At 47.6% G+C, this 20,504-nt stretch carries 20 protein-coding genes; 9 read left to right on the forward strand and 11 right to left on the reverse strand.

The features are described 5' to 3' along the window. Window positions 1–192: 192 nt before the first annotated feature. Window positions 193–672: a methyltransferase family protein gene (locus tag BUA34_RS09185; RefSeq protein ID WP_072828608.1), complete on the reverse strand. Its 480-nt coding sequence runs from the start codon at window positions 670–672 to the stop codon at window positions 193–195. Window positions 673–792: 120 nt separating this feature from the next. Between BUA34_RS09185 and BUA34_RS09190 the strand changes: the two genes are divergently transcribed. Together BUA34_RS09190 and BUA34_RS09195 are read left to right on the forward strand one after the other, a co-directional pair. Beyond that, window positions 793–1,728, forward strand: coding sequence for a hypothetical protein (locus BUA34_RS09190; RefSeq protein WP_072828610.1), 936 nt, complete (start codon window positions 793–795; stop codon window positions 1,726–1,728). Continuing rightward, entirely contained in the window at window positions 1,697–2,638 is a 942-nt protein-coding gene (locus tag BUA34_RS09195; RefSeq protein ID WP_072828612.1) for a hypothetical protein, read from the forward strand. Before BUA34_RS09190 ends, BUA34_RS09195 begins: the two co-directional genes overlap by 32 nt. A 196-nt stretch (window positions 2,639–2,834) precedes the next feature. Here BUA34_RS09195 and BUA34_RS09200 read toward each other — a convergent pair whose 3' ends face one another. Further along, the gene (locus tag BUA34_RS09200) at window positions 2,835–4,697 is read right to left on the reverse strand and encodes a phosphoenolpyruvate carboxykinase (GTP) (protein WP_072828614.1); all 1,863 of its coding nucleotides are present in this window, start codon (window positions 4,695–4,697) and stop codon (window positions 2,835–2,837) included. Window positions 4,698–4,981: 284 nt separating this feature from the next. Between BUA34_RS09200 and BUA34_RS09205 the strand changes: the two genes are divergently transcribed. Beyond that, a complete protein-coding gene (locus tag BUA34_RS09205) occupies window positions 4,982–6,040 on the forward strand; it encodes an MBL fold metallo-hydrolase (RefSeq protein ID WP_072828616.1) in 1,059 nt (352 codons plus the stop codon). 26 nt (window positions 6,041–6,066) lie between these two features. Here BUA34_RS09205 and BUA34_RS09210 read toward each other — a convergent pair whose 3' ends face one another. Genes BUA34_RS09210 through queC form a run of 3 tightly spaced genes read right to left on the reverse strand, consistent with a single transcriptional unit; the run spans window position 6,067 to window position 7,740 of the window. After that, window positions 6,067–6,741 carry a 7-carboxy-7-deazaguanine synthase QueE gene (locus BUA34_RS09210; protein WP_072828618.1) on the reverse strand — a complete coding sequence of 225 codons (675 nt, stop codon included), beginning with the start codon at window positions 6,739–6,741 and terminating at the stop codon, window positions 6,067–6,069. Window positions 6,742–6,755: 14 nt separating this feature from the next. Continuing rightward, on the reverse strand, window positions 6,756–7,085 hold the full coding sequence (gene queD / locus BUA34_RS09215; RefSeq protein ID WP_072828620.1) for a 6-carboxytetrahydropterin synthase QueD: 330 nt from the start codon (window positions 7,083–7,085) through the stop codon (window positions 6,756–6,758). 1 nt (window position 7,086) lies between these two features. After that, window positions 7,087–7,740, reverse strand: a complete 654-nt coding sequence (gene queC, locus BUA34_RS09220; protein ID WP_072828622.1) for a 7-cyano-7-deazaguanine synthase QueC — start codon at window positions 7,738–7,740, stop codon at window positions 7,087–7,089. Window positions 7,741–7,855: 115 nt separating this feature from the next. Here queC and BUA34_RS09225 point away from each other — a divergent pair, with 115 nt between their 5' ends. Beyond that, window positions 7,856–8,947, forward strand: coding sequence for an FISUMP domain-containing protein (locus BUA34_RS09225; protein ID WP_072828624.1), 1,092 nt, complete (start codon window positions 7,856–7,858; stop codon window positions 8,945–8,947). Window positions 8,948–9,025: 78 nt separating this feature from the next. Here the strand turns inward: BUA34_RS09225 and bioD are convergent, their stop codons facing one another. Genes bioD through BUA34_RS15915 form a run of 3 tightly spaced genes read right to left on the reverse strand, consistent with a single transcriptional unit; the run spans window position 9,026 to window position 11,646 of the window. Beyond that, a complete protein-coding gene (bioD, locus tag BUA34_RS09230) occupies window positions 9,026–9,691 on the reverse strand; it encodes a dethiobiotin synthase (protein ID WP_072828626.1) in 666 nt (221 codons plus the stop codon). Beyond that, entirely contained in the window at window positions 9,688–10,893 is a 1,206-nt protein-coding gene (bioF, locus tag BUA34_RS15910; RefSeq protein ID WP_175545442.1) for an 8-amino-7-oxononanoate synthase, read from the reverse strand. Before bioF ends, bioD begins: the two co-directional genes overlap by 4 nt. A gap of 3 nt (window positions 10,894–10,896) precedes the next feature. Beyond that, complete coding sequence (locus tag BUA34_RS15915) at window positions 10,897–11,646, reverse strand: 6-carboxyhexanoate--CoA ligase (protein ID WP_175545443.1); 750 nt, start codon at window positions 11,644–11,646, stop codon at window positions 10,897–10,899. A 109-nt stretch (window positions 11,647–11,755) separates the two neighbouring features. Here BUA34_RS15915 and BUA34_RS09240 point away from each other — a divergent pair, with 109 nt between their 5' ends. After that, the gene (locus BUA34_RS09240) at window positions 11,756–13,069 is read left to right on the forward strand and encodes a GGDEF domain-containing protein (RefSeq protein WP_072828638.1); all 1,314 of its coding nucleotides are present in this window, start codon (window positions 11,756–11,758) and stop codon (window positions 13,067–13,069) included. Between the two features lie 8 nt (window positions 13,070–13,077). Here BUA34_RS09240 and bioA read toward each other — a convergent pair whose 3' ends face one another. Beyond that, on the reverse strand, window positions 13,078–14,388 hold the full coding sequence (gene bioA / locus BUA34_RS09245) for an adenosylmethionine--8-amino-7-oxononanoate transaminase (RefSeq protein ID WP_072829050.1): 1,311 nt from the start codon (window positions 14,386–14,388) through the stop codon (window positions 13,078–13,080). Window positions 14,389–14,523: 135 nt separating this feature from the next. Then, window positions 14,524–15,105, reverse strand: a complete 582-nt coding sequence (locus BUA34_RS09250) for a flavodoxin family protein (RefSeq protein ID WP_072828640.1) — start codon at window positions 15,103–15,105, stop codon at window positions 14,524–14,526. Window positions 15,106–15,356: 251 nt separating this feature from the next. Here BUA34_RS09250 and BUA34_RS09255 point away from each other — a divergent pair, with 251 nt between their 5' ends. The 4 genes from BUA34_RS09255 to BUA34_RS09270 all read left to right on the forward strand — a co-directional run bounded on the left by BUA34_RS09255 (window position 15,357) and on the right by BUA34_RS09270 (window position 19,059). Next, window positions 15,357–16,409, forward strand: a complete 1,053-nt coding sequence (locus tag BUA34_RS09255; protein WP_072828642.1) for a glycoside hydrolase family 16 protein — start codon at window positions 15,357–15,359, stop codon at window positions 16,407–16,409. A 188-nt stretch (window positions 16,410–16,597) separates the two neighbouring features. Beyond that, window positions 16,598–17,077: a single-stranded DNA-binding protein gene (locus tag BUA34_RS09260; protein WP_072828643.1), complete on the forward strand. Its 480-nt coding sequence runs from the start codon at window positions 16,598–16,600 to the stop codon at window positions 17,075–17,077. Between the two features lie 14 nt (window positions 17,078–17,091). Further along, complete coding sequence (locus BUA34_RS09265; RefSeq protein WP_072828644.1) at window positions 17,092–18,048, forward strand: hypothetical protein; 957 nt, start codon at window positions 17,092–17,094, stop codon at window positions 18,046–18,048. A 21-nt stretch (window positions 18,049–18,069) separates the two neighbouring features. After that, window positions 18,070–19,059, forward strand: a complete 990-nt coding sequence (locus tag BUA34_RS09270) for an aspartate-semialdehyde dehydrogenase (protein WP_072828645.1) — start codon at window positions 18,070–18,072, stop codon at window positions 19,057–19,059. 145 nt (window positions 19,060–19,204) lie between these two features. Here the strand turns inward: BUA34_RS09270 and BUA34_RS09275 are convergent, their stop codons facing one another. Beyond that, a complete protein-coding gene (locus tag BUA34_RS09275) occupies window positions 19,205–20,443 on the reverse strand; it encodes a hypothetical protein (protein ID WP_072828646.1) in 1,239 nt (412 codons plus the stop codon). Between the last annotated feature and the right edge of the window lie 61 nt (window positions 20,444–20,504).

The raw sequence follows: 20,504 nt of genomic DNA on the forward strand, positions 1-20,504 counted from the left end.
ATATACATTGTTTTGAATATTTTCTTTTGTTTTTAAACGATTTTGAATAGTTTGTAAAAAATTATAAAAGAAGTTATCTTCACAAAAAGAAAGATTATAATATTTTAAATATGCCCAATATGATTTATTATAAAAAAAGAAACGAGACATTGTTCTATCTCGTTTCTTCTATTAAATGAAATTTTTTTGAAATTAAAATCTTCTGCGGATTTTGCAGAAATCTTCGTATTCCTTGCCGAAATCGCGGCGGAGGCGTCGTTCTTCGCTAAAGACCTGCACCATCATAATAGCGACAAATGCTGCATACACGAGCAAAGCTTGCCAATGCCACAGCCATACTAATGCGCCAATGAGGTAAACGAACGTGCCTGTAAGCATCGGGTTTCTATTCAGGCGATACGGGCCGTCAGTCATCAGGTGGCTAGTGCGCGGAGCAACTTCATGTCCGAAAGCGTCCATCGGATTGCCTTTCCCACGACGTTTCATGTAAATGATAGTCCAGATGCTTAAAGCAAGCCCCGCGAGTATAACCACAACAGCGATTATTCCCCGAGCGGCGTCAATCGGTAACAAATCCGGCATTCCCGAGGCTAGCCACATCAACGTCGGAATTAGCCCTACAAAAAGCACTCCGCCAAGAACATAGCCAATAATTTCGCGTAACAGTTTCATATAACCCTCCTGTCAAAACACTTGCGATAAAATATAAAAGAATTCCTGTTGAGATGATGTATCATTTTGTATATTTTATCCAAATGAGGCTTTTCCTTTATAGGTGAAGGAGGATTTATAATGAAAAATGCTCGTAAATTGGTTGCTCTTGGTGTATTTTGTTTGACATATTCTTTAATGTCTTGTTCTGATGGTCATCACGTAAGTGATGCTACAGGCGAAAGTAGTCTCCCCAGCTCCAGCAGTGAAGAAGACGAGTATTTCTTTATAGATAGCACTCTTCACGTAGATGTGCAGCGGTATCGAGCACTTAATTTCAACAAAGATACAACCTTCTGGGGCGCTTCTGACTGCGAGATTGAAGATTCGACTTTTTCTTGCAATCATGTCGAACGACACGAGTTCTCTTATGGAATTCGGGACGATTTTTATGATGATTTTTTTGGCGATAAAACCAAAAAACGTTCCGGTTACAGAGATACCATTTACGATACGACCTATACGGATATAAACTTTGGAAAAAACGCGCTAGTCCACTATACTCCGGTTGCAGAAATTCCTGAATTCGATAGAGAGGCTGTTGCAAAAGCTCTTTCCAAGCTCTCCGGCGAGCGTTGCTCACAAATCTTTGAACTTAGATCCAATTACAGTCTTAAGGCTATTGGGCTTCCGGGATTTTCATGGAAGAATGAAGATGATGTGATGTTTGGGTATGATGCGTACGTTGATAGGGATGATTCTGGTCAAGAGAAATGCTCCGTTCAAAGCGCCCGTATTCAGTACACCATGAGTTCTCATTATTCTGTTGTCTATAGAAGATCTCTTCCCGAAGAACTTGACGACAATACTCTTCAATTTTTCAATGGTACTCTTACAACATTCCAAGATACGACAATTTCTTGGAAGTTGGTGTACACAGACCAATACCGTCGTGCGGATACTTTGGACATAACCACTAAATTTGAATACGATGACTCCGATTCTTTAAGAATAAAGATTTATGGTTTTTATGATGGAGCATGTTATGATGCCATCAAGCCATCTAATTGTAAATAACGAAATGAAGTTGTCTTGTAAATTCACGTCTGTATTCTTAATTGGCTTAACATTTTGTCTTTTTGCGTGTACAAATGACGAAATCGGTGGCAACAGAGCGAAGCCCGTAAAAGAGATTTCCCTTGAAAATTACGCTTCGATTGCAGATAGCACGCTACACAAGAACGTGAAGATGTACCGAGCACTCAATTTTAATGGCGATACAACGGAATGGAACGAATCGGATTGCAACATAAAAGATACCAGTTTTAGCTGTTACCACGAAACTTGCGTCGGATGTTATACGGTAAAAATTTGCCGTGATGCCAACAACAAACGTATAAAATGTCCAAGCTATAAAGACACCATTTACGATACCACTTACAAGAACATAAACTTTGGCGAAAACGTGCTTGTCAATTACATTCCCATTGCAAAAATACCAAAATTCAATCGGGATACAGTACAAAAAGTTTTGTCTACTCTAAACGGCCACGCATGTGCTCAATTTTTTGAATTCACTTCCAATTATTACCTTGAACACATCGGTCTACCTGAAGGTTTTACATTTGAAAAAAGAGATTTATTCCCCTTTGGTTTTGAAGCAACAAGTCGCTCAGGAAAATGCAGTGTTGGTGCAGCCAATGTACAATACACTCCTAATAATGATAATCCTAAAAGCGTAGTCCGCAGACTTCCTGAAAAAGTTGATCGGGTAACCTATCAATTTTTCAATGGATCCATGAAATCATATCGCGATACGACTATCACTTGGAAACTCGTCTATAAGGACCAATACGGTCGCGGCGACACGCTCGATATAACGACAAAGTTCAAAGTTGACGAATCTAAAGCCGATACTACAAAATCGTATTTCGGCAGAAGAGAATATGGCTGTTATGACGCTTTAGATTCTAAACGCTGTAAATAGATTCCCGTCTTACTTCGAGAACCTTCCCCACTGCGTGGGTCTGAATAACGTTTTACAAACAAAACACCCTTGCGACTTTCATCGCAAGGGCATTTTTAAAGGAAAATTCTGTTAAGAATTATGCCTGGCGCTCTTACGAGCGCAAGCCTGTTGGCTCGGTCATGGACAAGCGAGCTTGTCCGCGACTCTCGCCTTATTAGGCTTTGTTCAAACGATCCTGGATCATGTCGATGATTTCAGAGAGTTCCTTCGGGAGGTGCTTGCCGAACTTCGGATAGTGATTTTCCTTAACGTCAGCGAGTTCCTTCTTCCAGCCTTCCACGTCAACCTTCGTGATCTGCGGGAGAGTTTCCTTATAGTAGTCAGCGAGACCATCAGTATTGATGGCGCCTTCCTTCGGCATGTAACCGATCGGAGTTTCGACAGCGTTGTCAACACCGTTGCAGCGGTCGAAGATCCAAGCGAGCACGCGGCTGTTGTCGCCGTAACCCGGCCACATGAAGCCACCCGGAAGCTTTTCGTTGTTGGCATCCTTGCGGAACCAGTTCACGTAGAAGATCTTCGGAAGCTTGTCTTCAGTGGACTTCTGACCGATTTCGATCCAGTGCTTGAAGTAGTCACCCATGTTATAGCCGCAGAACGGGAGGATTGCGAACGGGTCGCGACGGATCTTACCGACCTGAGAGGCGTCAATCGTAGAGGCAGCCGTGATTTCGGAACCAACGATGGAGCCGAGGAACACGCCATGGTTCCAGCTGAGGGACTGGTGGACCAGAGGAATGGTGGACGGACGACGGCCACCGAAGAGGATTGCAGAGATAGGCACGCCTGCCGGATCTTCCCATTCCTTAGCAATGCACGGGCACTGCTTAGCCGGAGCGGTGAAGCGAGCATTCGGGTGAGCCATTTCTTCGCCCTTAGGAGCCTTGTCCTTCGGGAGAGCGTCACGGGTCTTGCCCTTCCAGTCAACGAGCTTGCCCTTAGCCGGGTAGCCGATGCCTTCCCACCACACGTCGCCGTCTTCAGTGAGAGCGCAGTTCGTGTAAATCGTGTTCTTTTCAGCAGAAACAAGAGCGTTCTTGTTGGATTCTGCAGAAGTACCCGGGGCAACGCCGAAGAAGCCAGCTTCCGGGTTGATAGCATAGAGACGGCCATCCTTGCCAAACTTCATCCATGCAATGTCGTCACCGATGGTTTCGACCTTCCAGCCCGGGATAGTCGGGATGAGCATGGCGAGGTTCGTCTTACCGCAAGCAGACGGGAATGCGCCAGTCACGTACTTGACTTCGCCCTTCGGGTTGGTGAGCTTGAGGATGAGCATGTGTTCAGCGAGCCAGCCTTCGTCGCGAGCGAGAACGGTAGCAATGCGGAGAGCAAAGCACTTCTTGCCGAGGAGGGCGTTTCCACCGTAACCAGAACCGTAGGACCAAATGAGGCGTTCTTCCGGGAACTGCGTGATGTACTTGTATTCAACGTCAGCGCACGGCCAGATGCCGTTGTCGCTTTCGCATTCGCGGAGCGGCTTACCAACGGAGTGGAGGCACGGAACGAAGTCAGCGTTCGGGTCAGCATTGAAGATATCGAGAACCTTCTTGCCAGCGCGAGTCATGATGTCCATGTTGAGAACGACGTATTCGGAGTCAGTGACTTCGATACCGTTCTTGGAGATCGGGGAGCCGAGCGGGCCCATGCAGAACGGGATCACGTACATGGTACGGCCGTGCATACAACCCTTGTAGAGCTTACGCATCGTCTGCTTGAGTTCAGACGGGTCGATCCAGTGGTTGGTCGGACCTGCATCTTCTTCCTTGACGGAGGAGATGAACGTACGGGATTCGACGCGAGCCACGTCAGACGGAAGAGAACGGAACAAGTAGCAGTTTTCCTTCTTAGCAAGCTTCGTTGCGAGGCCGGCCTTGACGCACTTCTGCATGAGGGCATCATATTCTTCCTGGGTACCGTCAACGACGACGACGTTGTCCGGTTCGCACATGGCAATCATTTCATTCACCCAAGTACTGATTTTCGGGTGCTTGATATCGTTAAGAGTAAGACTCATTATGAGCTCCTATTGGTTTAACGTGTTAGATTTCGAGATATTTCGAACGCGCTACAAGATAGCAAAAAATATGGGTATTGGTCAATGAATTTTAGCGATTAGTAGGCGGTAGGAAGTAGGCAGTAGGAAGAAAATGGAAAGATTCAACCTAAACATTAAACCTGTCATGCCCGCCTTCGAGCGGGCACCACCCTTTCAAGAACGGCTTCACCTTTTAACACAATGTAAACCTGCACATCTGGATAGAATTTTTACAGAAAAACAATTATATATTATTACCGGTTATGATTACAACGATTATTTTAACAGTCCTTTTTCTTTTGGGCGATGCAGGCGTTCTGTTCCTAAGCCAAGATAGCTTTGGCAAGCTACCGCAAGGCAAGCGCCTCGAACGCGTCAAAAAATCCCCGCATTACGATGGCAAGCAGTTCGTGAACGACGAAGAAACGGAATTCATGACGGGCAACAAGAGTACGCTCACTGTCTGGCGTGAATTTATGTTCAACAAAAAGAAGAACACCGTCCCCGACACCGCCATTCACGCCATCAAGACGGATTTAAGAAAGCTCCCGAATGACAAGGATTGGATTGTTTGGTTCGGACATTCGTCGTACCTTTTGAACCTTTCTGGCAAGAAAATCTTGGTGGACCCGGTGTTTTACAAGGGCTCCCCCGTCAAGTTTGCCAATAAGATGTTCAAGGGCACGGACATTTACAAGCCTGCCGACATGCCGGATATTGATTACCTGGTTATTACTCACGACCATTGGGATCACTTGGATTACGAGACCGTCACGGAGTTGGAACCGCGCGTCAAGAAGGTCATAACCGCACTTGGCGTAGGCTCGCATTTGGAATACTGGCACTACCCCATAAGCAAACTTATTGAGCTTGACTGGTGGGAAAAAGCGCAGCTTGGCGACAGCACCCGCGTTACGGCAACGCCTGCAAGGCATTTTTCGGGTCGCGATTTGCACAAGAACAAGACGTTCTGGGCTTCGTTCGTCTATGAATCGCCCAAACGTACAATTTGGATAGGCGGGGACGGCGGCTACGGTTCGCACTACTCAAAAATCAAGGCGAACTTCCCGAACATCGATTTAGGGATTCTTGAAAACGGGCAATACAATCCGGATTGGGCGCAAGTCCATACGATGCCGCAATATTTAGGCCGTGAAATGTCGGAGCTTGGCGCGAAGCGTTATTTGACAGTTCACCATTCCAAGTTCTGCCTGAGCAAGCATCCGTATTACGAGCCGCTCGAAAATGCGAAAAAGGCCGCCAAGGAATCTGGCAAGCCTTTGCTCATGCCGCTAATCGGCGAAGTTATTTATCTCGATTAGCAATCGCTTTGCAAGAAGCGTCCGCATTACACCCCGCGCATGTCGGGGTCCCACACGATTTTGTGAAGTTGCACTTGGAACCGAGCGTTGTTTTGCGTCATGACCTTGCTACCCACCATCCAATTGACAATTTGCTCGTTGGTGAGTTCGCCCCATACCGGCGAAATAAAAATGTGCGGCATATTATCTGGAGATGTTAACGAGAGTCGCGCGACAACGCCTTCCGCTTCCTGCAAGTCTTCGACACTCCCGACAACGAACTTGAGCACGTCATTTTTGCCGAGCGTCGCGATGTTTTCCATCTTCATTCGCGCTGACATGCCGCTGCTTTTGCATTTCCAGTCCATCGTGTAGAACAGCCCCGGTAACTGCCATTTGCAAGGGATTGTGCCGTTTGTTTCGATGTTGACTTCAAAGCCTGCTTCACTGAATGCAGTAAGCAACTCGCCCACGCCTTCGTGAATCAGCGGTTCGCCACCCGTGAGCGTGACGCATTTGACACCGGATTCACTTCGATACGCTTCAACCGCCGCAATAACCTCTCCCACGCTCATCTGCTTAAAGTCGGGACCTTCGACCGCATACATCGAATCGCAATAGCTACAGCGCAAGTTGCAGCCGTGCAGACGCACGAACACCGCCGCCTGCCCCATGCGAATCCCTTCGCCCTCGATACTCTTAAATACTTCGCAAACTTTCATAAGAGCCCGCGCCCTTACACTTCGTACTCGACGGTATTGCCTTCGCTTTCCTGGACCTGCACCTTGTAGCAATGCGGCACCTGTTCGCAAATCCAGCGGGCCATGTTCTCCGCCGTCGGATTAAAGTCCACCACATCGTTCAAGAACTGGTGATCGAGCTTGCCCTTCACAATTTCCTTGATGCGCGAGAAATCGACCACCATGCCGTTCTCGTCGAGCGTTTCGGACTGGCAGAACACCGTGATAATCCAGTTATGGCCATGCAGACCGCGGCACTTGCTTTCGTACGGGAGCGAGAGCTTGTGAGCCCCAGAAATTTCAATACGCTTGATAACTCTGTACATATTACGCCTCGTATTCCGTTGTGTCGTTGATGCCCGCTTCGGTGAGAGCCGCCTTGCGTTCCAGGCAGGTTGCGCACTTGCCGCAATGGACACGGCCGCCCTTGTAGCAAGACCAAGTTTCGCTGTAATCCAAGCCAAGAGCCTTACCCTTGCGAGCGATATCCGCCTTGGAAATGTTCGTGTACGGAGCATCAATCGTGATGTTTGCGTATGTACCCGCTGAAATCGCAGCCGACATGTTCTTCACGAATTCTTCGCGGCAGTCCGGGTAAATCGCATGGTCGCCAAAGTGGTTTGCCATCATCACGCGCTTGAGGTCACGGCTTTCGGCAAGCCCTGCCGCCACAGAAAGCATAATGCCATTGCGGAACGGCACCACCGTCGATTTCATGTTCTCGTCGGCGTACGAGCCTTCAGGGATGGCATCTGCACCCGAAAGGAGCGACGACGTAAAGTAATCATGCATGAACTTGAGCGGAATCGTAATGTGCGGAATCCCAAGCTTTTCGCAATGCATGCGTGCAAAAGGAATTTCTTTGTCGTTGTGGTTGCTGCCGTAATCAAACGAAACGGCAAGCGCAATATCCGCGGCGCGGTCGTAGAGCAAGGTCACACTGTCCATTCCACCGGACAAGACCAGCAAAGCGTCTTTCATAAAATCTCCTAGTTTTGTTTAAAGTCAGGATGGGTCTCGAACTGACTAACGTCAAAGATAGAAATTTTGCTAAATTGTTTCAATAAAAAAGTTGGGTATATGGACGAGGTTTAGAATGAGAAATTTCAAGTATAGCATTATTGCGTCCATTATCTTATCCATTGCCCTTGCCGCTTGTGGCGGCGACAGCGGTACTTCCCCTTCTGATGTCATCCCGGACCCCGTTCCGGGATCGCCATCTAGTTCCAGCGTTAAGAAGTTGTCATCGTCTAGTGTCATCCAGAGCGGCGATAGCCGCGAAGGATCCAGTAACAGTAAGCAATCTAGTAGCAGTTCTTCGAAAGAATCCTCTTCTTCAGCGAAGGCAACGTCCTCTTCATCGTCTGCAAAAATTGCATCCTCTTCTTCTGTCTTGGCCTCAAGCTCAAGTAAAAAAGTTGAGTCTAGCTCTAGTCAAAAGATTTCTTCATCTTCGAGTCTAAACAATGACGTATCTAGTGGTATTGGGTATAAACCATATGCTCATGATACATGCCTTGCAGGAAACTGGAACGTTCATAAAAATGATTATAAGACTTTTACCGATACGCGTAATGGTCGCAGTTATTACTACTATACCGCAGTTTCATCAAAAACTGGAAAATCTGTAACTGTTATGGCTGAAAATTTAAATATCGGTGAAATGGTTTCTGGTGAAAATGACCAAAATGATGATGCAAAAATTGAACGCTATTGCTATTACAACGACACAACCTATTGTGATCGATTTGGTGGGCTTTACCAATGGGCGGAAATGATGCAACTACCGAGTCGTTGCAATACCGAAAGTTGCACGGATTTAATACAAGAAAAACATCGAGGAATATGCCCTGAAGGTTGGCGACTTTTTACATGGGATGATTATGTAATTATACGCCAATACGAAGATAAATATGATGAGGGAATAAGCGGTTTGCGTTCTCAATGTTTTAATGGAACTAATACAAGTGGATTTTCTTTGATTGGTGCGGGGTATAGAACTGAAAAAGGAGCATTTGAATCATTAGCAAATTTTGCTATTTGGAATTATCCGCAAGAATATGGCGGCACCTCATTGACAATTGTTAATTCAGCACTTGTTTCGAAGTTGGGTGAAGAATCTCCTGCTAAAAATTCAGCAGGCTCGAAATTGGAAGGCGTATCTATTCGTTGCGTAAAGCTAGAATAGTTTCCTTATAAAAATATTAAGGCGGATTGTATCCGCCTTCCTTGCGTTATTCCGACATGGTGTCGGAATATCCTAACATTAAAACGTATCGACGCCTAAATCGGTGTCGCCTTCCTTGACTTTTGCAAGAATTTCAAGCCCTGTCAAGTCCTGCATCATGCGGATATTGTCGTCTTCCATTTCAAAATTGCCGCTACAGCCGTAACGGTTCACGATAATTCCACGGATATCTAGGCCGCGACTACGAGCGTATTCTATAGTGAGCACGCAAGCGTTGATGGAGCCGAGCGCAGCCGTCGTTACGATAAGCAGCGGAAGCTTGAGCGTCTTGATGATATCTTCGAGGAAGATTTTCTGGTCATCATAGCGGATGGGGCAAATGATTCCCCCGCTACCTTCGGCAAAGATGAATTCGTGGCGGGAACAGGCTGCGTTAAAGTCAGCCTGAACGTTCGAGAGCTCAACGGGATTGCCTTCTTTTTGTGCGGCCAGATGCGGTGAAACAGCCTCTTTGTAAACGTAACTGACGAGCTGTTCTTGCGTGTCCGGGAGATTTGCAATGCGCTTGACATAATCGGCATCGCCCGCAATCAACTTGCCATCACGGAGTTCAGCGCCACTAAGAGCCGCCTTGTAATAGCCCGCGTCAATGCCGGAATCGCGCCATTTTTTCACCAAAAGACCCGTGATAAAAGTTTTACCGACATCCGTACCCGTCGCCGTAACGAAATAACCTTTGCTCATATCGCCTCCGCAATTTTAGCTGCAGCAAATTCAAGTTCTTCTTTTGTATGTGTTGCCATGAGGCTCGCGCGTAAGCGGGCCTGCCCTTTTGCAACCGTCGGATAACGGATTGCAGGAATCAAGACGCCCTCATTCTGGAGTGTTTCCGAAATCCGCAAAGCCTTCGCCTCATCCCCAATGATAATCGGGATAATCGCCGAATCCGTCTGCGGAACTTGCAACCCATGCAAGCGCAATGCATCGCAAAAGAATTTCACGTTGTCACGCAATTGCTGAACACGTTCCGGATGCGCGTCAATGAACTGCAAATTGCGGAGTGCAGCCGCCGCTACCGCAGGGGCCATCGCTGTCGTGAAAATGAAACTGCGAGACTTGTTTTTCAAGAATTCAATCAACTGCTTGGAACCGGCGACAAAGCCGCCTTCGGCGGCCACGGCCTTGCTCAAAGTTCCGACGGTCACATCGGCATGTTCACAATTGTAATGTTCCGCAAGCCCGCGCCCCGTGCGCCCAAGGACGCCCGTGGCATGCGCCTCGTCAATCATCAAAAGGCAATCGCGAGCACGAGCAATGCGCAAAAGCTCCGGCAAGTTTGCCAAATCGCCATCCATGCTGAAAACAGCATCCGTCACAATAAGACCACGGAAATTCGAAACCGCGTTTTTCGCGAGCTTTTCACGTGCGCAGAATTCAGCCTTAGCAGCTTCAATCGCGCGTTCCAAATCCGCCATGTCATTGTGCTTGTACACAAAGCATTTTGCACGCGAAAGACGAATACCATCAATGATGCTTGCGTGGTTCAGTTCGTCGCTGAAAATAAAATCGTTCTTGCCGCACAACGCAGAAATCGTTCCCACGTTCGCCATGTAGCCCGTGTTGAACGCGATAGCCGCCTCTTCGCCTTTGAACTTTGCAATAAATTCTTCAAGTTCGTCGTGGGGAGTCTTGTTGCCGGTCGTGAGGCGAGCGCCACCGCTACCGGTACCCCATTCAAGGACCGCATCCGCCATCGCCTGCTTGAGTTCAGGAACGTTCGCCAAATCCAAGTAAGAATTCGAAGCGAGCAAAACCGTATCCTTACCCGCAATCGTTACATGCGAAGCTTCTGGCGACGAGATGTGACGCAACGTGCGGTACGTATTGTTCGCACGCGCCGCTTCAAGCGCATCTTTCGTGAAAATGTCTAAAATTCGTTCGTTCATTTTTTACTTCTGAATTTCCACGAGTACTTTCTTTTTCTGCAAGTACTCGATGCATTCTTCGGCGGATGCTTTTCGAGAATCAAACAAGAAAATGCGGCCCCCGTTTTCGTCGCCCATTTCCTTCATCTTCATAATGCGCACATAGCCGAGTTCCTTGCTCGCGACATAGCCCGTCACATAATTCGGATCATCGCTCACGCAGAATTCCGCCACCATTCCCGGAGCATTCGCCACCTTGGTCGCAAGCACAATCGCTTCGTTAAAATGGTTCTTGCATCCATCGACTTCGCTCGAATGGAGCGCATCCATATACGTTGCTCGCACGCCTCGGGCCTGATCGGGTTCCAGGCGGTTTCCCGTCGCAATGTCGTAAAGCATCGCCCCGCGCATCGGGAACGTCGCGCGCAGAAGGTCCTGCAATTTTTCGCGCAGTCCACAACCGGAGCCCATCAGCGGCGTAATCAAGCCAAACGCTTTCTCCAAGCCTTCCTGCCACGTTTCCACATCCACTCGCGTTACAGGGAGCGATTTCAAGACCTGAATATCGCTTTCGTGAACCTTTTCAATTTTCACATTGATAAAATCCGGGTCGCCCTTGGAATGATTCATCGCACGGCGCACCATTGCCGTACACACAGCTTCCACGGAATCGCGCCCAACAATACGTTCAGCACCGGAAATATGCTGTTCATGGGAGTTTTCGCCTTCGCCAACATGCTGCGAGGCTCGCATTTTTAAACTGTAGTAATCCATAAGAGCCTTCTTTTACGCGCCACAATTTAGAAAAAAGGTCTTATCGTTTTCATTGAAATGAATATATTTTTACTAGTAACGGGAGTAATGACTTTTCTTGGTAATTGATATGGGTGATTACAAAAAGTTTATCGCGGACTTTCCTGTGGACTCTGCGGAGTTTTTCACAGCTATAACTTACGCCACAACTGAACTGTACATTTCGATGCATGTACTTGATCTTGAGAATAACACAGCGTTTCCAATCAAGACCAACGAATTCATCGATAAGTTCATGAAATGCGGTAGCACCCTACAAGAAAGTATTACCAATATCATGGTGAACCTTGCATGCCCGGAAAGCGTTTCAACCATCAAGAATTTTACGATTCTTTCAACATTGTCGGAACGCATGAAGAATGCAAATGTTATTTCCGAAATTTTTCACGGAAAAATTCACGGTTGGAGTAAGGCGATGTTTGTACGCGTTGGTGATGACAAGCCACTACGTCGAGTCCTGTACGTTGTCGAAAACGTGAATGCGCAAATGACAAAGCTGGAACAAGAGAAAGAGCTCTTGGAGCAGAACCGCAAGCAGCAAAATATGATCAATGCGCTTATGGACGGATTCGCCTCCGTTGTTTGTGTCGATTTTGCAACTGAAAAAGTGGAATTTTTCCGCGCTAGCGATCGAATCAAAAGTGCAATTGGTTTTATGAAAGAACCGCCTCCGTTCAAGGCTCTTGTTGATAAACTTATCAATACGGCTGTTCTCGAAGAAGATCGGGATAATCTCTGGAAAGTGGCTGAAGAGTCCTATATTAAAGAACACTTGCAAGTTGGTAATAGTTTGTCACAAATATTTCACAACGAACTCGGTCAGTATATTGAAATGAAGGTTGTGCGAACAGGTGAAGAAACAACTGTATTCGGTTTTACCGATAAACATAACGAAATCACGGAAATAAACGATAAAATCTACAAGGATTCGTTGACGCAAGTGATGAACCGTAAGTATTTTGATGATAAACTAGCTCCATGTAATTTTCAAGCCGTTGTTATGGCTGATATTGATTTTTTCAAAGAAGTCAATGACAATTACGGCCACCAGTGTGGTGATGCTGCCCTTGCCGCTGTTGCGTCAATACTGAGCTCATCTGTTCGTAGTTCGGATTGCGTAGTACGTTATGGTGGCGACGAATTTTTAATCTCGTTCAAGGGTATCGCCCCTGAAGTGTTGAAAAATAGGCTTGAGCAGATGCGTGCTAAGGCCGAAAAAATTAAACTGCAAGATTACCCGAATGTACAGCTAACGATGAGCTTTGGTGGAACATACGGAGACGGAACTGTTTCAGACATGCTCTCTTTTGCAGACGAGGCGCTTTACGTGTCAAAGAAAAAACGGAACTGCGTTACCTTAGTTCCGTTTGAAGAAAAAAATTAAAGTTGTATTTATTCGTGGAATTCGTCTTCGCCATCCACAATTGGCGCGGGTTCGCATTCTCCAATCATCTTAATCGCTTCGCAAATGCGGTCCACTTCAGCATCGCTCGTGATGAACGGCGGCATCGTATAGACGTAATTGCAGAACGGACGTAACCACACGCCTGTTTCTTTGATGACTTTCAGAATATCGTCTGCACTTGGCTTTGCCTTGAGTTCCAAAACGCCAATTGCACCGAGCACACGCACGTCTGCCGCATTTTCGAGCGAACGTAGCGGTTCCAAATTCGCCTTCAAGCGTTTTTCAATCCGAGCCACACTTGATGCATAATCGCGACTTTCAAACAGCGAAAGCGAAGCAATCCCAGCCGCACACGCAAGCGGGTTTGCCATGTATGTCGGGCCATGCATAAATGCCGGGATCTTGCTATTCGTAATCGTGTCAGCGACCTTCTCGGATGCAACACAAGCGGCCATCGTAATCGAGCCTCCCGTGAGCGCCTTGCCGATACACATTATATCCGGCTTTATACCAGCATGAATCATCGCAAATCGCGGGCCCGTGCGGTAAAATCCCGAAGCGATTTCATCCAAAATAAGCAAGATGCCATAGCGGTCGCAAAGTTCACGGAGGCGCTTGAGGTAACCCGCATTGTAAAGCCACATGCCATTTCCGCCCTGAAAAACTGGCTCGCAAATGACCGCCGCAATTTCATCTTTATGCTCTTCGACAACGCGTTCCATCGATGCAAAATCGCTATCGTCCCAAGCGCTATCAAAACGGCAATTCGGGCGTTCTGCAAAGTAATGATGCGGCATGATTCCGCGGAAAAGCACATGCATACCGTCAGGATCGCTCAAAGCCATTGCGCCTGCCGTATCGCCGTGGTAGCCGCCCTTCAAGGCGACCAACTTACAGCGCTCCGGGCGGGAGAGCGAATGCTGGTACTGCACCGCCATCTTGGCGGCGCATTCCACGGCGATGCTTCCTGAATCAGCAAAGAAAATCTTGTTCAAGCCTTCGGGCAAGAAGTTCACTAACTTTTCGCCAAGTTCAATTGCAGGCTCGTGCGTAAAACCGCCGAACATCACGTGGCACATTTTTTCGCTTTGCTTGCGAATCGCTTCAACAATTTCAGGAGCGTTATGCCCGTGAGCCATGCACCACCAGCTCGATACGGCATCAATCAGTTTCAATCCGTCGGCTGTTTCAATCGTCGTTCCATGAGCCGACTTTGCAAGGAATCTTGCGGGAGTGTTTTTCAGCGCAGCATACGGGTGCCACAAATGCTCGCTGTCGAAATTCAATAGCGTATTCATTTGAAGCGCAATATAGAAAATTGCGCGGTGTTTTTCTATCAAAAAAGGAGATGCCCCATCAAGTGGGGCATGACAAATTGCGGACATGATAGGTCGCGCGCATTTTTCAATGGCACTCCTCGGCGGCATCATATATTATCGAATGAAATTGGTGTAGACTTTCTGCTTGGCGCTTGGCTGTGTCACGCCAGCCTGCTTGCCTGCATCGATGCTCTTGAGGAGCCACGCCATATTGCGGCCAAGTTCCTTCATGATTTGCACGCCTTCTTCATCTTTCAGCACATCTTCTGGCTTTGAACCGTGAACCATGTTCCAGTAGCGCGAAGTCACCAAAGGCTGCTGAGCGTAAGTCGGATACTTGTTGAGCACATCAAGAGAAGCCGTTGTGCCTGCGCGGCGAGCCGAAACCACATTTGCAGCCGGCTTGAACAAAAGATTTGCCTCGGCAACACCGTAAAGGCGGTCGAGGAACATCAACATTTCACCGCTCGGAGAAGCGTAATAAACCGGAGAGCCGTAAACGACGCCGTCCGCCGATTCCAAAAGTTCCTTGGCTTCATGAACAACTTCATTGACTTCGCCATTGAGCACTCGCCCACCGACAAAAACGATTTTCGTTTCAATCCCTGCGGTCTTCAGTTCATTGGCGACAATGTTGAGTGCGGTATAAGTGCAGCCATTTTCGCGACGGCTGCCGTTAAACAAGATAACTTTCATTTGCACCTCCGTTTATGACACTAAAAATATAATCATTGCTGTATGTTCAATACAATATAACGTATTATCTAAAAAAGTATTTACATAAAAATCGATACAGTTGATACGAATTTCTTTATCAAATCATTTAGAAACGTTGGTTGAACATCTAAACTAACTTATTTTTTGACCAGTGAGATAGGATGATTTGGTCGGTGCATGGGATGTTTTGGTGTGTGGGATGTTTTTACTGAATTCTCTTTGGAGGAATAATGAATATTAAGAAAACTGCAGTCAAGAGCGCTCTCGCCGTAGCAGCTGCCGCGGCTGCTCTTACGACCCATGTTAGCGCAAAGGATTTTAGCGGAGCCGAACTCTACACGTTAGAGGAAGTTCAATACGGTAAGTTTGAAGCCCGTATGAAAATGGCCGCTGCTTCTGGAACCGTGAGCTCTATGTTCCTTTACCAGAACGGTTCCGAAATCGCTGATGGAAGGCCGTGGGTTGAAGTCGATATTGAAGTTCTTGGCAAGAATCCGGGCAGTTTCCAATCCAATATCATTACCGGTAAGGCTGGCTCTCAGATAACAAGCGAAAAGCACCATGCTGTTAGCCCCGCCGCCGATCAGGCATTCCACACCTACGCTCTCGAATGGACTCCGAATTACGTCCGTTGGACTGTCGACGGCAAGGAAGTCCGCAAGACGGAAGGCGGCCAGGTTTCCAACCTCACGGGAACACAGGGACTCCGTTTTAACCTTTGGTCGTCCGAAAGTGCTGCTTGGGTAGGCCAATTCGACGAATCCAAGCTTCCGCTTTTCCAGTTCATCAACTGGGTGAAGGTTTACAAGTACACTCCGGGCCAGGGCGAAGGCGGCAGCGACTTTACGCTCGACTGGACCGACAATTTCGACACGTTCGATGGCTCCCGCTGGGGCAAGGGTGACTGGACTTTCGATGGCAACCGTGTGGACCTCACCGACAAGAATATTTATTCCAGAGATGGCATGTTGATTCTTGCCCTCACCCGCAAAGGTCAGGAAAGCTTCAATGGTCAGGTGCCGAAAGACGATGAACCCGCTCCGAAATCTTCTAGCAGCACTCCGGCAAGTTCTTCCTCTAGCGCTCCTGCTTCTTCGAGCAGTGTCGCCTCTTCCAGCAGTCAGCAGATTATTCCGCCGAGTTCTTCTAGCGCGACGAACGCCATCCACGGAATCCGCACCACTCCTACGGTCTCCAAGGATCGTCGCAGCCTCGTGAACGCCAAGGGTGCTAAGGTATCCCCGAACGGACACAAGCGTTATCGCGTGAACTTTGAATACTAATTGTGGCTGTTTCTCTTTATAATTCTCTTTATCGCAAAGGCCATGTGGTTCAGACCACATGGTTTTTTGTTAAATCCACAAAAATGAATGGAATTTCGCCATTTTTTTTGTTTTTTGACATAAAACTGTCAAGATTCTTTTTGTATTTTTGATTGCGAAAATTCAAAAAATTAAAATAGGATAATAATATGGCTTATTTGAATAAGGTTATGCTCATCGGTAATATTGGCAAGGATCCTGAAGTTCGTGTCAATCCTAATGGTGGTCGTAAGCGTGTTTCTTTTTCTCTTGCAACTTCTCGCCGCTATCGCGATAACAATGGCGAACAGAAAGAACAGACTGATTGGCACAACATTATTGGCTGGGGCAAAATAGCAGATATCGTTGAACAGCTTGGCATTCGCAAGGGCATGAGCCTTTATGTGGAAGGTTCCCTCACCAACCGTAGCTGGACCGACCAGACTAGCGGTCAGAAGCGTTATGTTACTGAAATCAATATGGACACGTTCCAGCTCCTCACACCGCGTGGTCAGGGTGGCGCTCCGGCAGCAGGTGGTTTCAGCCAGGCTAACAGCTACCAGTCCAACAGCTTTAACGGCATGCAGCAGAATAGCGCTCCTGCTTATGATGCTGGCATGGCCGAAGAAGACGTCGATCTTCCGTTCTAAATCAAGACTTCTGAATGAATCAGGGAATTGCAGAATTAACGCTTATCTATGTGTTGCCGCTTGGAATATCGTTTGTAACGCTATTCGCAACGACAACGACTTTTGGGCGTAATACGAAAGTCGTCGGAGCTATTCTTTCGACTCTGACGATTGTAATAGACTGCTTGTTCTATTTCGTGAAAAATACCATCATCGTCCAAAATGTCGAAGGTGGTATTTTGCTGTCGTTCTTTTTGCTTTTTCTGTTCAGTATTCTTTGCATGGTGCAAACCGAAGAATGGTCTACCCGTGCTCAGTTCTTGTTCTTCTCGATGTGCATGCTGACAGGCTGTATCGGAACGGCGTGCTTTGAACGCCCGACCTTGGTTCTCACATCATCTTATTCTCCGACTGAACTTGTTACGCATAATAAAAAGTACGAGGATTACATTTCGTCTTTTGATAATGCGTACAACGAACACAAGAATCAAAGGAATGATACTGCTGTCACACAAAAGGTCAACAGGCATTCGGATGCCGACGATGATGATATTGAAATCAATCCTGAAGTGATGGATCGTCTTGATACTTATGCAGACAAGGCGGAATCCATTATCGACAAGATGTTCGATATCATTCATTCTGTGAATTCGTTCGAACCGATGGAACCTAATGCATCCGAAATGGAACGCGAAAAGCGTAGCCAGCAAGCGCTTGCTATCAATAATAAGGCTACATCATTGAACCGCAAGGCTATTGGAATTTTCCATCCGCTTGAAGCTCGTGAAGCTCATACTGAACTCGTTCAGGCTGCAGAAACAATCCGTAGTGCCGCACATGCTATGTATTCCTATTGCCTCCTCGAAGATCCGGAGGAAGCTTCGAAAAAATACACGCAGGCCCGCGACTTGACGGTGATAGCGAAAAGACATATCGACAAGTTTAACAAGACCATTCAAATTTTAAAAACGAACAATCAACCTCAACAATAAGAAAAAACAAAGGTTAAATCTATGATTCGTAACGTAGCGATCATGGGCGCCACCGGCGCAGTAGGTCAGGAACTCCTCAAGATTCTTGAACAACGTAACTTTCCGCTTCAGAACTTGAAGCTCCTCGCCTCCGAACGCAGTGTCGGTCGCGAATATGAATTCAAGGGCGAAAAGCTCAAAGTCGAACTCACTTGCAAGGATGCATTCAAGGGCGTTGACCTCGTGCTCTCTTCTGCTGGTGCAAGCGTTTCCAAGGAATTTGCTCCTATCGCTGTTGACGCAGGCGCAGTCGTCGTCGACAACACGAGCTTCTTCCGCATGGACCCGAACGTTCCGCTCGTTGTGCCGGAAGTGAACCCGGAAGACATCAAGCTCCACAAGGGCATCATCGCTAACCCGAACTGCACGACCATCATGATGGTTGTCGCTCTCAAGCCGATCAATGACTTGAGCAAGATCAAGACTATCCATGTTTCTTCTTACCAGAGCGCAAGCGGTGCTGGTGCAACGGGTATGGCCGAACTCAAGCAGCAGTACCAGGAAATCGTTGAAGGCAAGCCGGTTACCGTGAAGAAGTTCGCACACCAGCTCGCATACAACCTCATTCCGCACATCGACGTGTTCACCGACAACGGCTACACGAAGGAAGAAATGAAGATGTTCAACGAAACGCAGAAGATCATGCACAGCGACGTTCGCTGCGCTGCTACTTGCGTCCGCGTTTCTGCTCTCCGCTGCCACTCCGAAGCCATCAGCTTCGAAACTGAACGCGCACTCTCTGTTGAAGAAGTTCGCAACGCTATCAAGAACGGCGAAGGCCTCCAGCTCTGCGACGATCCGGCAAACAATGTCTATCCGATGCCGCTCAACCTCATGGGCACGGACGACGTTTACGTCGGTCGTATCCGCAAGGACCTCGCTTGCGATAACGGCATGAACATCTGGATTGTTGGCGACCAGATCCGCAAGGGTGCTGCTCTCAACGCTGTTCAGATCGCAGAACGCCTCTAATTGCGATTGCACCCCAGCCAAAGACTGGGGATCGCTTTAAAAAAAATAACGCCTCCCATTCGGGAGGCGTCTTTGTTTTAATTATGAGGAGATTCCCTCCCGGAACGGAGTCCGGGATGACAGGCGGGAATGACAATCCTAGCAATTAGAAGCGGACCATTGCGCTGAAGTCGATGAACGTGCCATCTGCCTGGAAGAAGTTGCCAATGCCCGTGAAGAGCTTTTGACCAAGGCCCATTTCAACAGCAAGGAAATCCTTGTACTGATAACGGAAACCGATAGAAGCGTTAACTGCATCCATCACATCCATCATGCGGTTCGTGTCCGTATCGGTGTTCTTCATGTACTGGAATGCAACCCAGTCATAACCGACTTCACCATAGAACATGAAGTTCTTTTCTTCGCCTACGAAAACTTCACCAAGCATGCTCGGCTGGAGAACAGCGGTAAGGGTGTAGAGTTCCACCGGATCATCATAGTTTCTGTAAGAAACGATTGCTGCTGCGCCAATGAGGACGCGTGCATTCTCGTTTTCAAGAACAGAAAGACCACCGCGGATGTACGGAGCGATGTCCCAGTAAGATGCCGGATCACCTGGTTTCTGGACTTCGCCATCAACTTCTGTTTCGTTGTTGAAGCTGACAAATCTTGCACCAAGTGTCCAGGTGAAGTTCTTTGCTGTCGGAGCGTTTGTCAAACTCAAGTTAATCGTGAGGCTGTCAAAACGGTCTTCTGTTTCTGCACCGAGATCCGGGTCAGCATGGGTCTGAGTCTTTGTTGTGAGCCAGTCGACATCAGCGGCAACGTTCATGCCCAAGAAGCTCTTGGCAATTGCTGCTGCCCAGTCATCACCACCATAGGTCTTGCTGACAACACCGGCATCATTGCTGACTCTTTCACGGCCAAGGCCGGCTCTGATATAGAAACCAAAGCCCGGAACGGCATAACCGAGTGTGAGGCGGCCCAACTGGGTGTCATCATACGGAGCTTTTGAAATATCGAAAGCCGTGAAGAAAGAACCGAGAGAAACAATGCCGAGCTTGTTGGTCGGTTCAATGTAGAAGAACTTGCGGTTGGCAAACAAGTTCGGGTACTTGAGCAACAAGTCCGTGTTGTTTGCGGCAGCCATGTTGCTGTTTCTGTTGTAAGACTTGCCGTGCAGAATAGCGTTAAAAGAAGAACGCTTGGATTCCTTCGGAATTTCCGGAGCGACAAACGGTACTGGAGCTGTCAGGCTTTCAGAAGCGGCTGCCTGTTCTTCCTGTTGCTGGAGCTGCTGTTCGCTCATGGACTGAGCTGCAGGTGTAGAATCGAAAGAACCGTCTTGAGCAAAGGCGAGACCGAAGCCAACTAGACCAATGCCAAACATCGTTTTAAAATTCATAGTCTTTCCTTGTAATAAGATTTTTTGAATTGTGTGACAAAAATATAATTAATCTTTTTAA

It is taken from the genome of Fibrobacter sp. UWB12 (genome assembly GCF_900142485.1).
Taxonomy (GTDB): Bacteria; Fibrobacterota; Fibrobacteria; order Fibrobacterales; family Fibrobacteraceae; genus Fibrobacter.

Bases quoted from the DNA above. Each gene is read 5' to 3' on its own strand.
- BUA34_RS09185 (WP_072828608.1), bottom strand. From the start codon at position 672: ATGAAACTGTTACGCGAAATTATTGGCTATGTTCTTGGCGGAGTGCTT.
- BUA34_RS09190 (WP_072828610.1), top strand. From the start codon at position 793: ATGAAAAATGCTCGTAAATTGGTTGCTCTTGGTGTATTTTGTTTGACA.
- BUA34_RS09195 (WP_072828612.1), top strand. From the start codon at position 1,697: ATGATGCCATCAAGCCATCTAATTGTAAATAACGAAATGAAGTTGTCT.
- BUA34_RS09200 (WP_072828614.1), bottom strand. From the start codon at position 4,697: ATGAGTCTTACTCTTAACGATATCAAGCACCCGAAAATCAGTACTTGG.
- BUA34_RS09205 (WP_072828616.1), top strand. From the start codon at position 4,982: ATGATTACAACGATTATTTTAACAGTCCTTTTTCTTTTGGGCGATGCA.
- BUA34_RS09210 (WP_072828618.1), bottom strand. From the start codon at position 6,741: ATGAAAGTTTGCGAAGTATTTAAGAGTATCGAGGGCGAAGGGATTCGC.
- queD (WP_072828620.1), bottom strand. From the start codon at position 7,085: ATGTACAGAGTTATCAAGCGTATTGAAATTTCTGGGGCTCACAAGCTC.
- queC (WP_072828622.1), bottom strand. From the start codon at position 7,740: ATGAAAGACGCTTTGCTGGTCTTGTCCGGTGGAATGGACAGTGTGACC.
- BUA34_RS09225 (WP_072828624.1), top strand. From the start codon at position 7,856: ATGAGAAATTTCAAGTATAGCATTATTGCGTCCATTATCTTATCCATT.
- bioD (WP_072828626.1), bottom strand. From the start codon at position 9,691: ATGAGCAAAGGTTATTTCGTTACGGCGACGGGTACGGATGTCGGTAAA.
- bioF (WP_175545442.1), bottom strand. From the start codon at position 10,893: ATGAACGAACGAATTTTAGACATTTTCACGAAAGATGCGCTTGAAGCG.
- BUA34_RS15915 (WP_175545443.1), bottom strand. From the start codon at position 11,646: ATGGATTACTACAGTTTAAAAATGCGAGCCTCGCAGCATGTTGGCGAA.
- BUA34_RS09240 (WP_072828638.1), top strand. From the start codon at position 11,756: ATGGGTGATTACAAAAAGTTTATCGCGGACTTTCCTGTGGACTCTGCG.
- bioA (WP_072829050.1), bottom strand. From the start codon at position 14,388: ATGAATACGCTATTGAATTTCGACAGCGAGCATTTGTGGCACCCGTAT.
- BUA34_RS09250 (WP_072828640.1), bottom strand. From the start codon at position 15,105: ATGAAAGTTATCTTGTTTAACGGCAGCCGTCGCGAAAATGGCTGCACT.
- BUA34_RS09255 (WP_072828642.1), top strand. From the start codon at position 15,357: ATGAATATTAAGAAAACTGCAGTCAAGAGCGCTCTCGCCGTAGCAGCT.
- BUA34_RS09260 (WP_072828643.1), top strand. From the start codon at position 16,598: ATGGCTTATTTGAATAAGGTTATGCTCATCGGTAATATTGGCAAGGAT.
- BUA34_RS09265 (WP_072828644.1), top strand. From the start codon at position 17,092: ATGAATCAGGGAATTGCAGAATTAACGCTTATCTATGTGTTGCCGCTT.
- BUA34_RS09270 (WP_072828645.1), top strand. From the start codon at position 18,070: ATGATTCGTAACGTAGCGATCATGGGCGCCACCGGCGCAGTAGGTCAG.
- BUA34_RS09275 (WP_072828646.1), bottom strand. From the start codon at position 20,443: ATGAATTTTAAAACGATGTTTGGCATTGGTCTAGTTGGCTTCGGTCTC.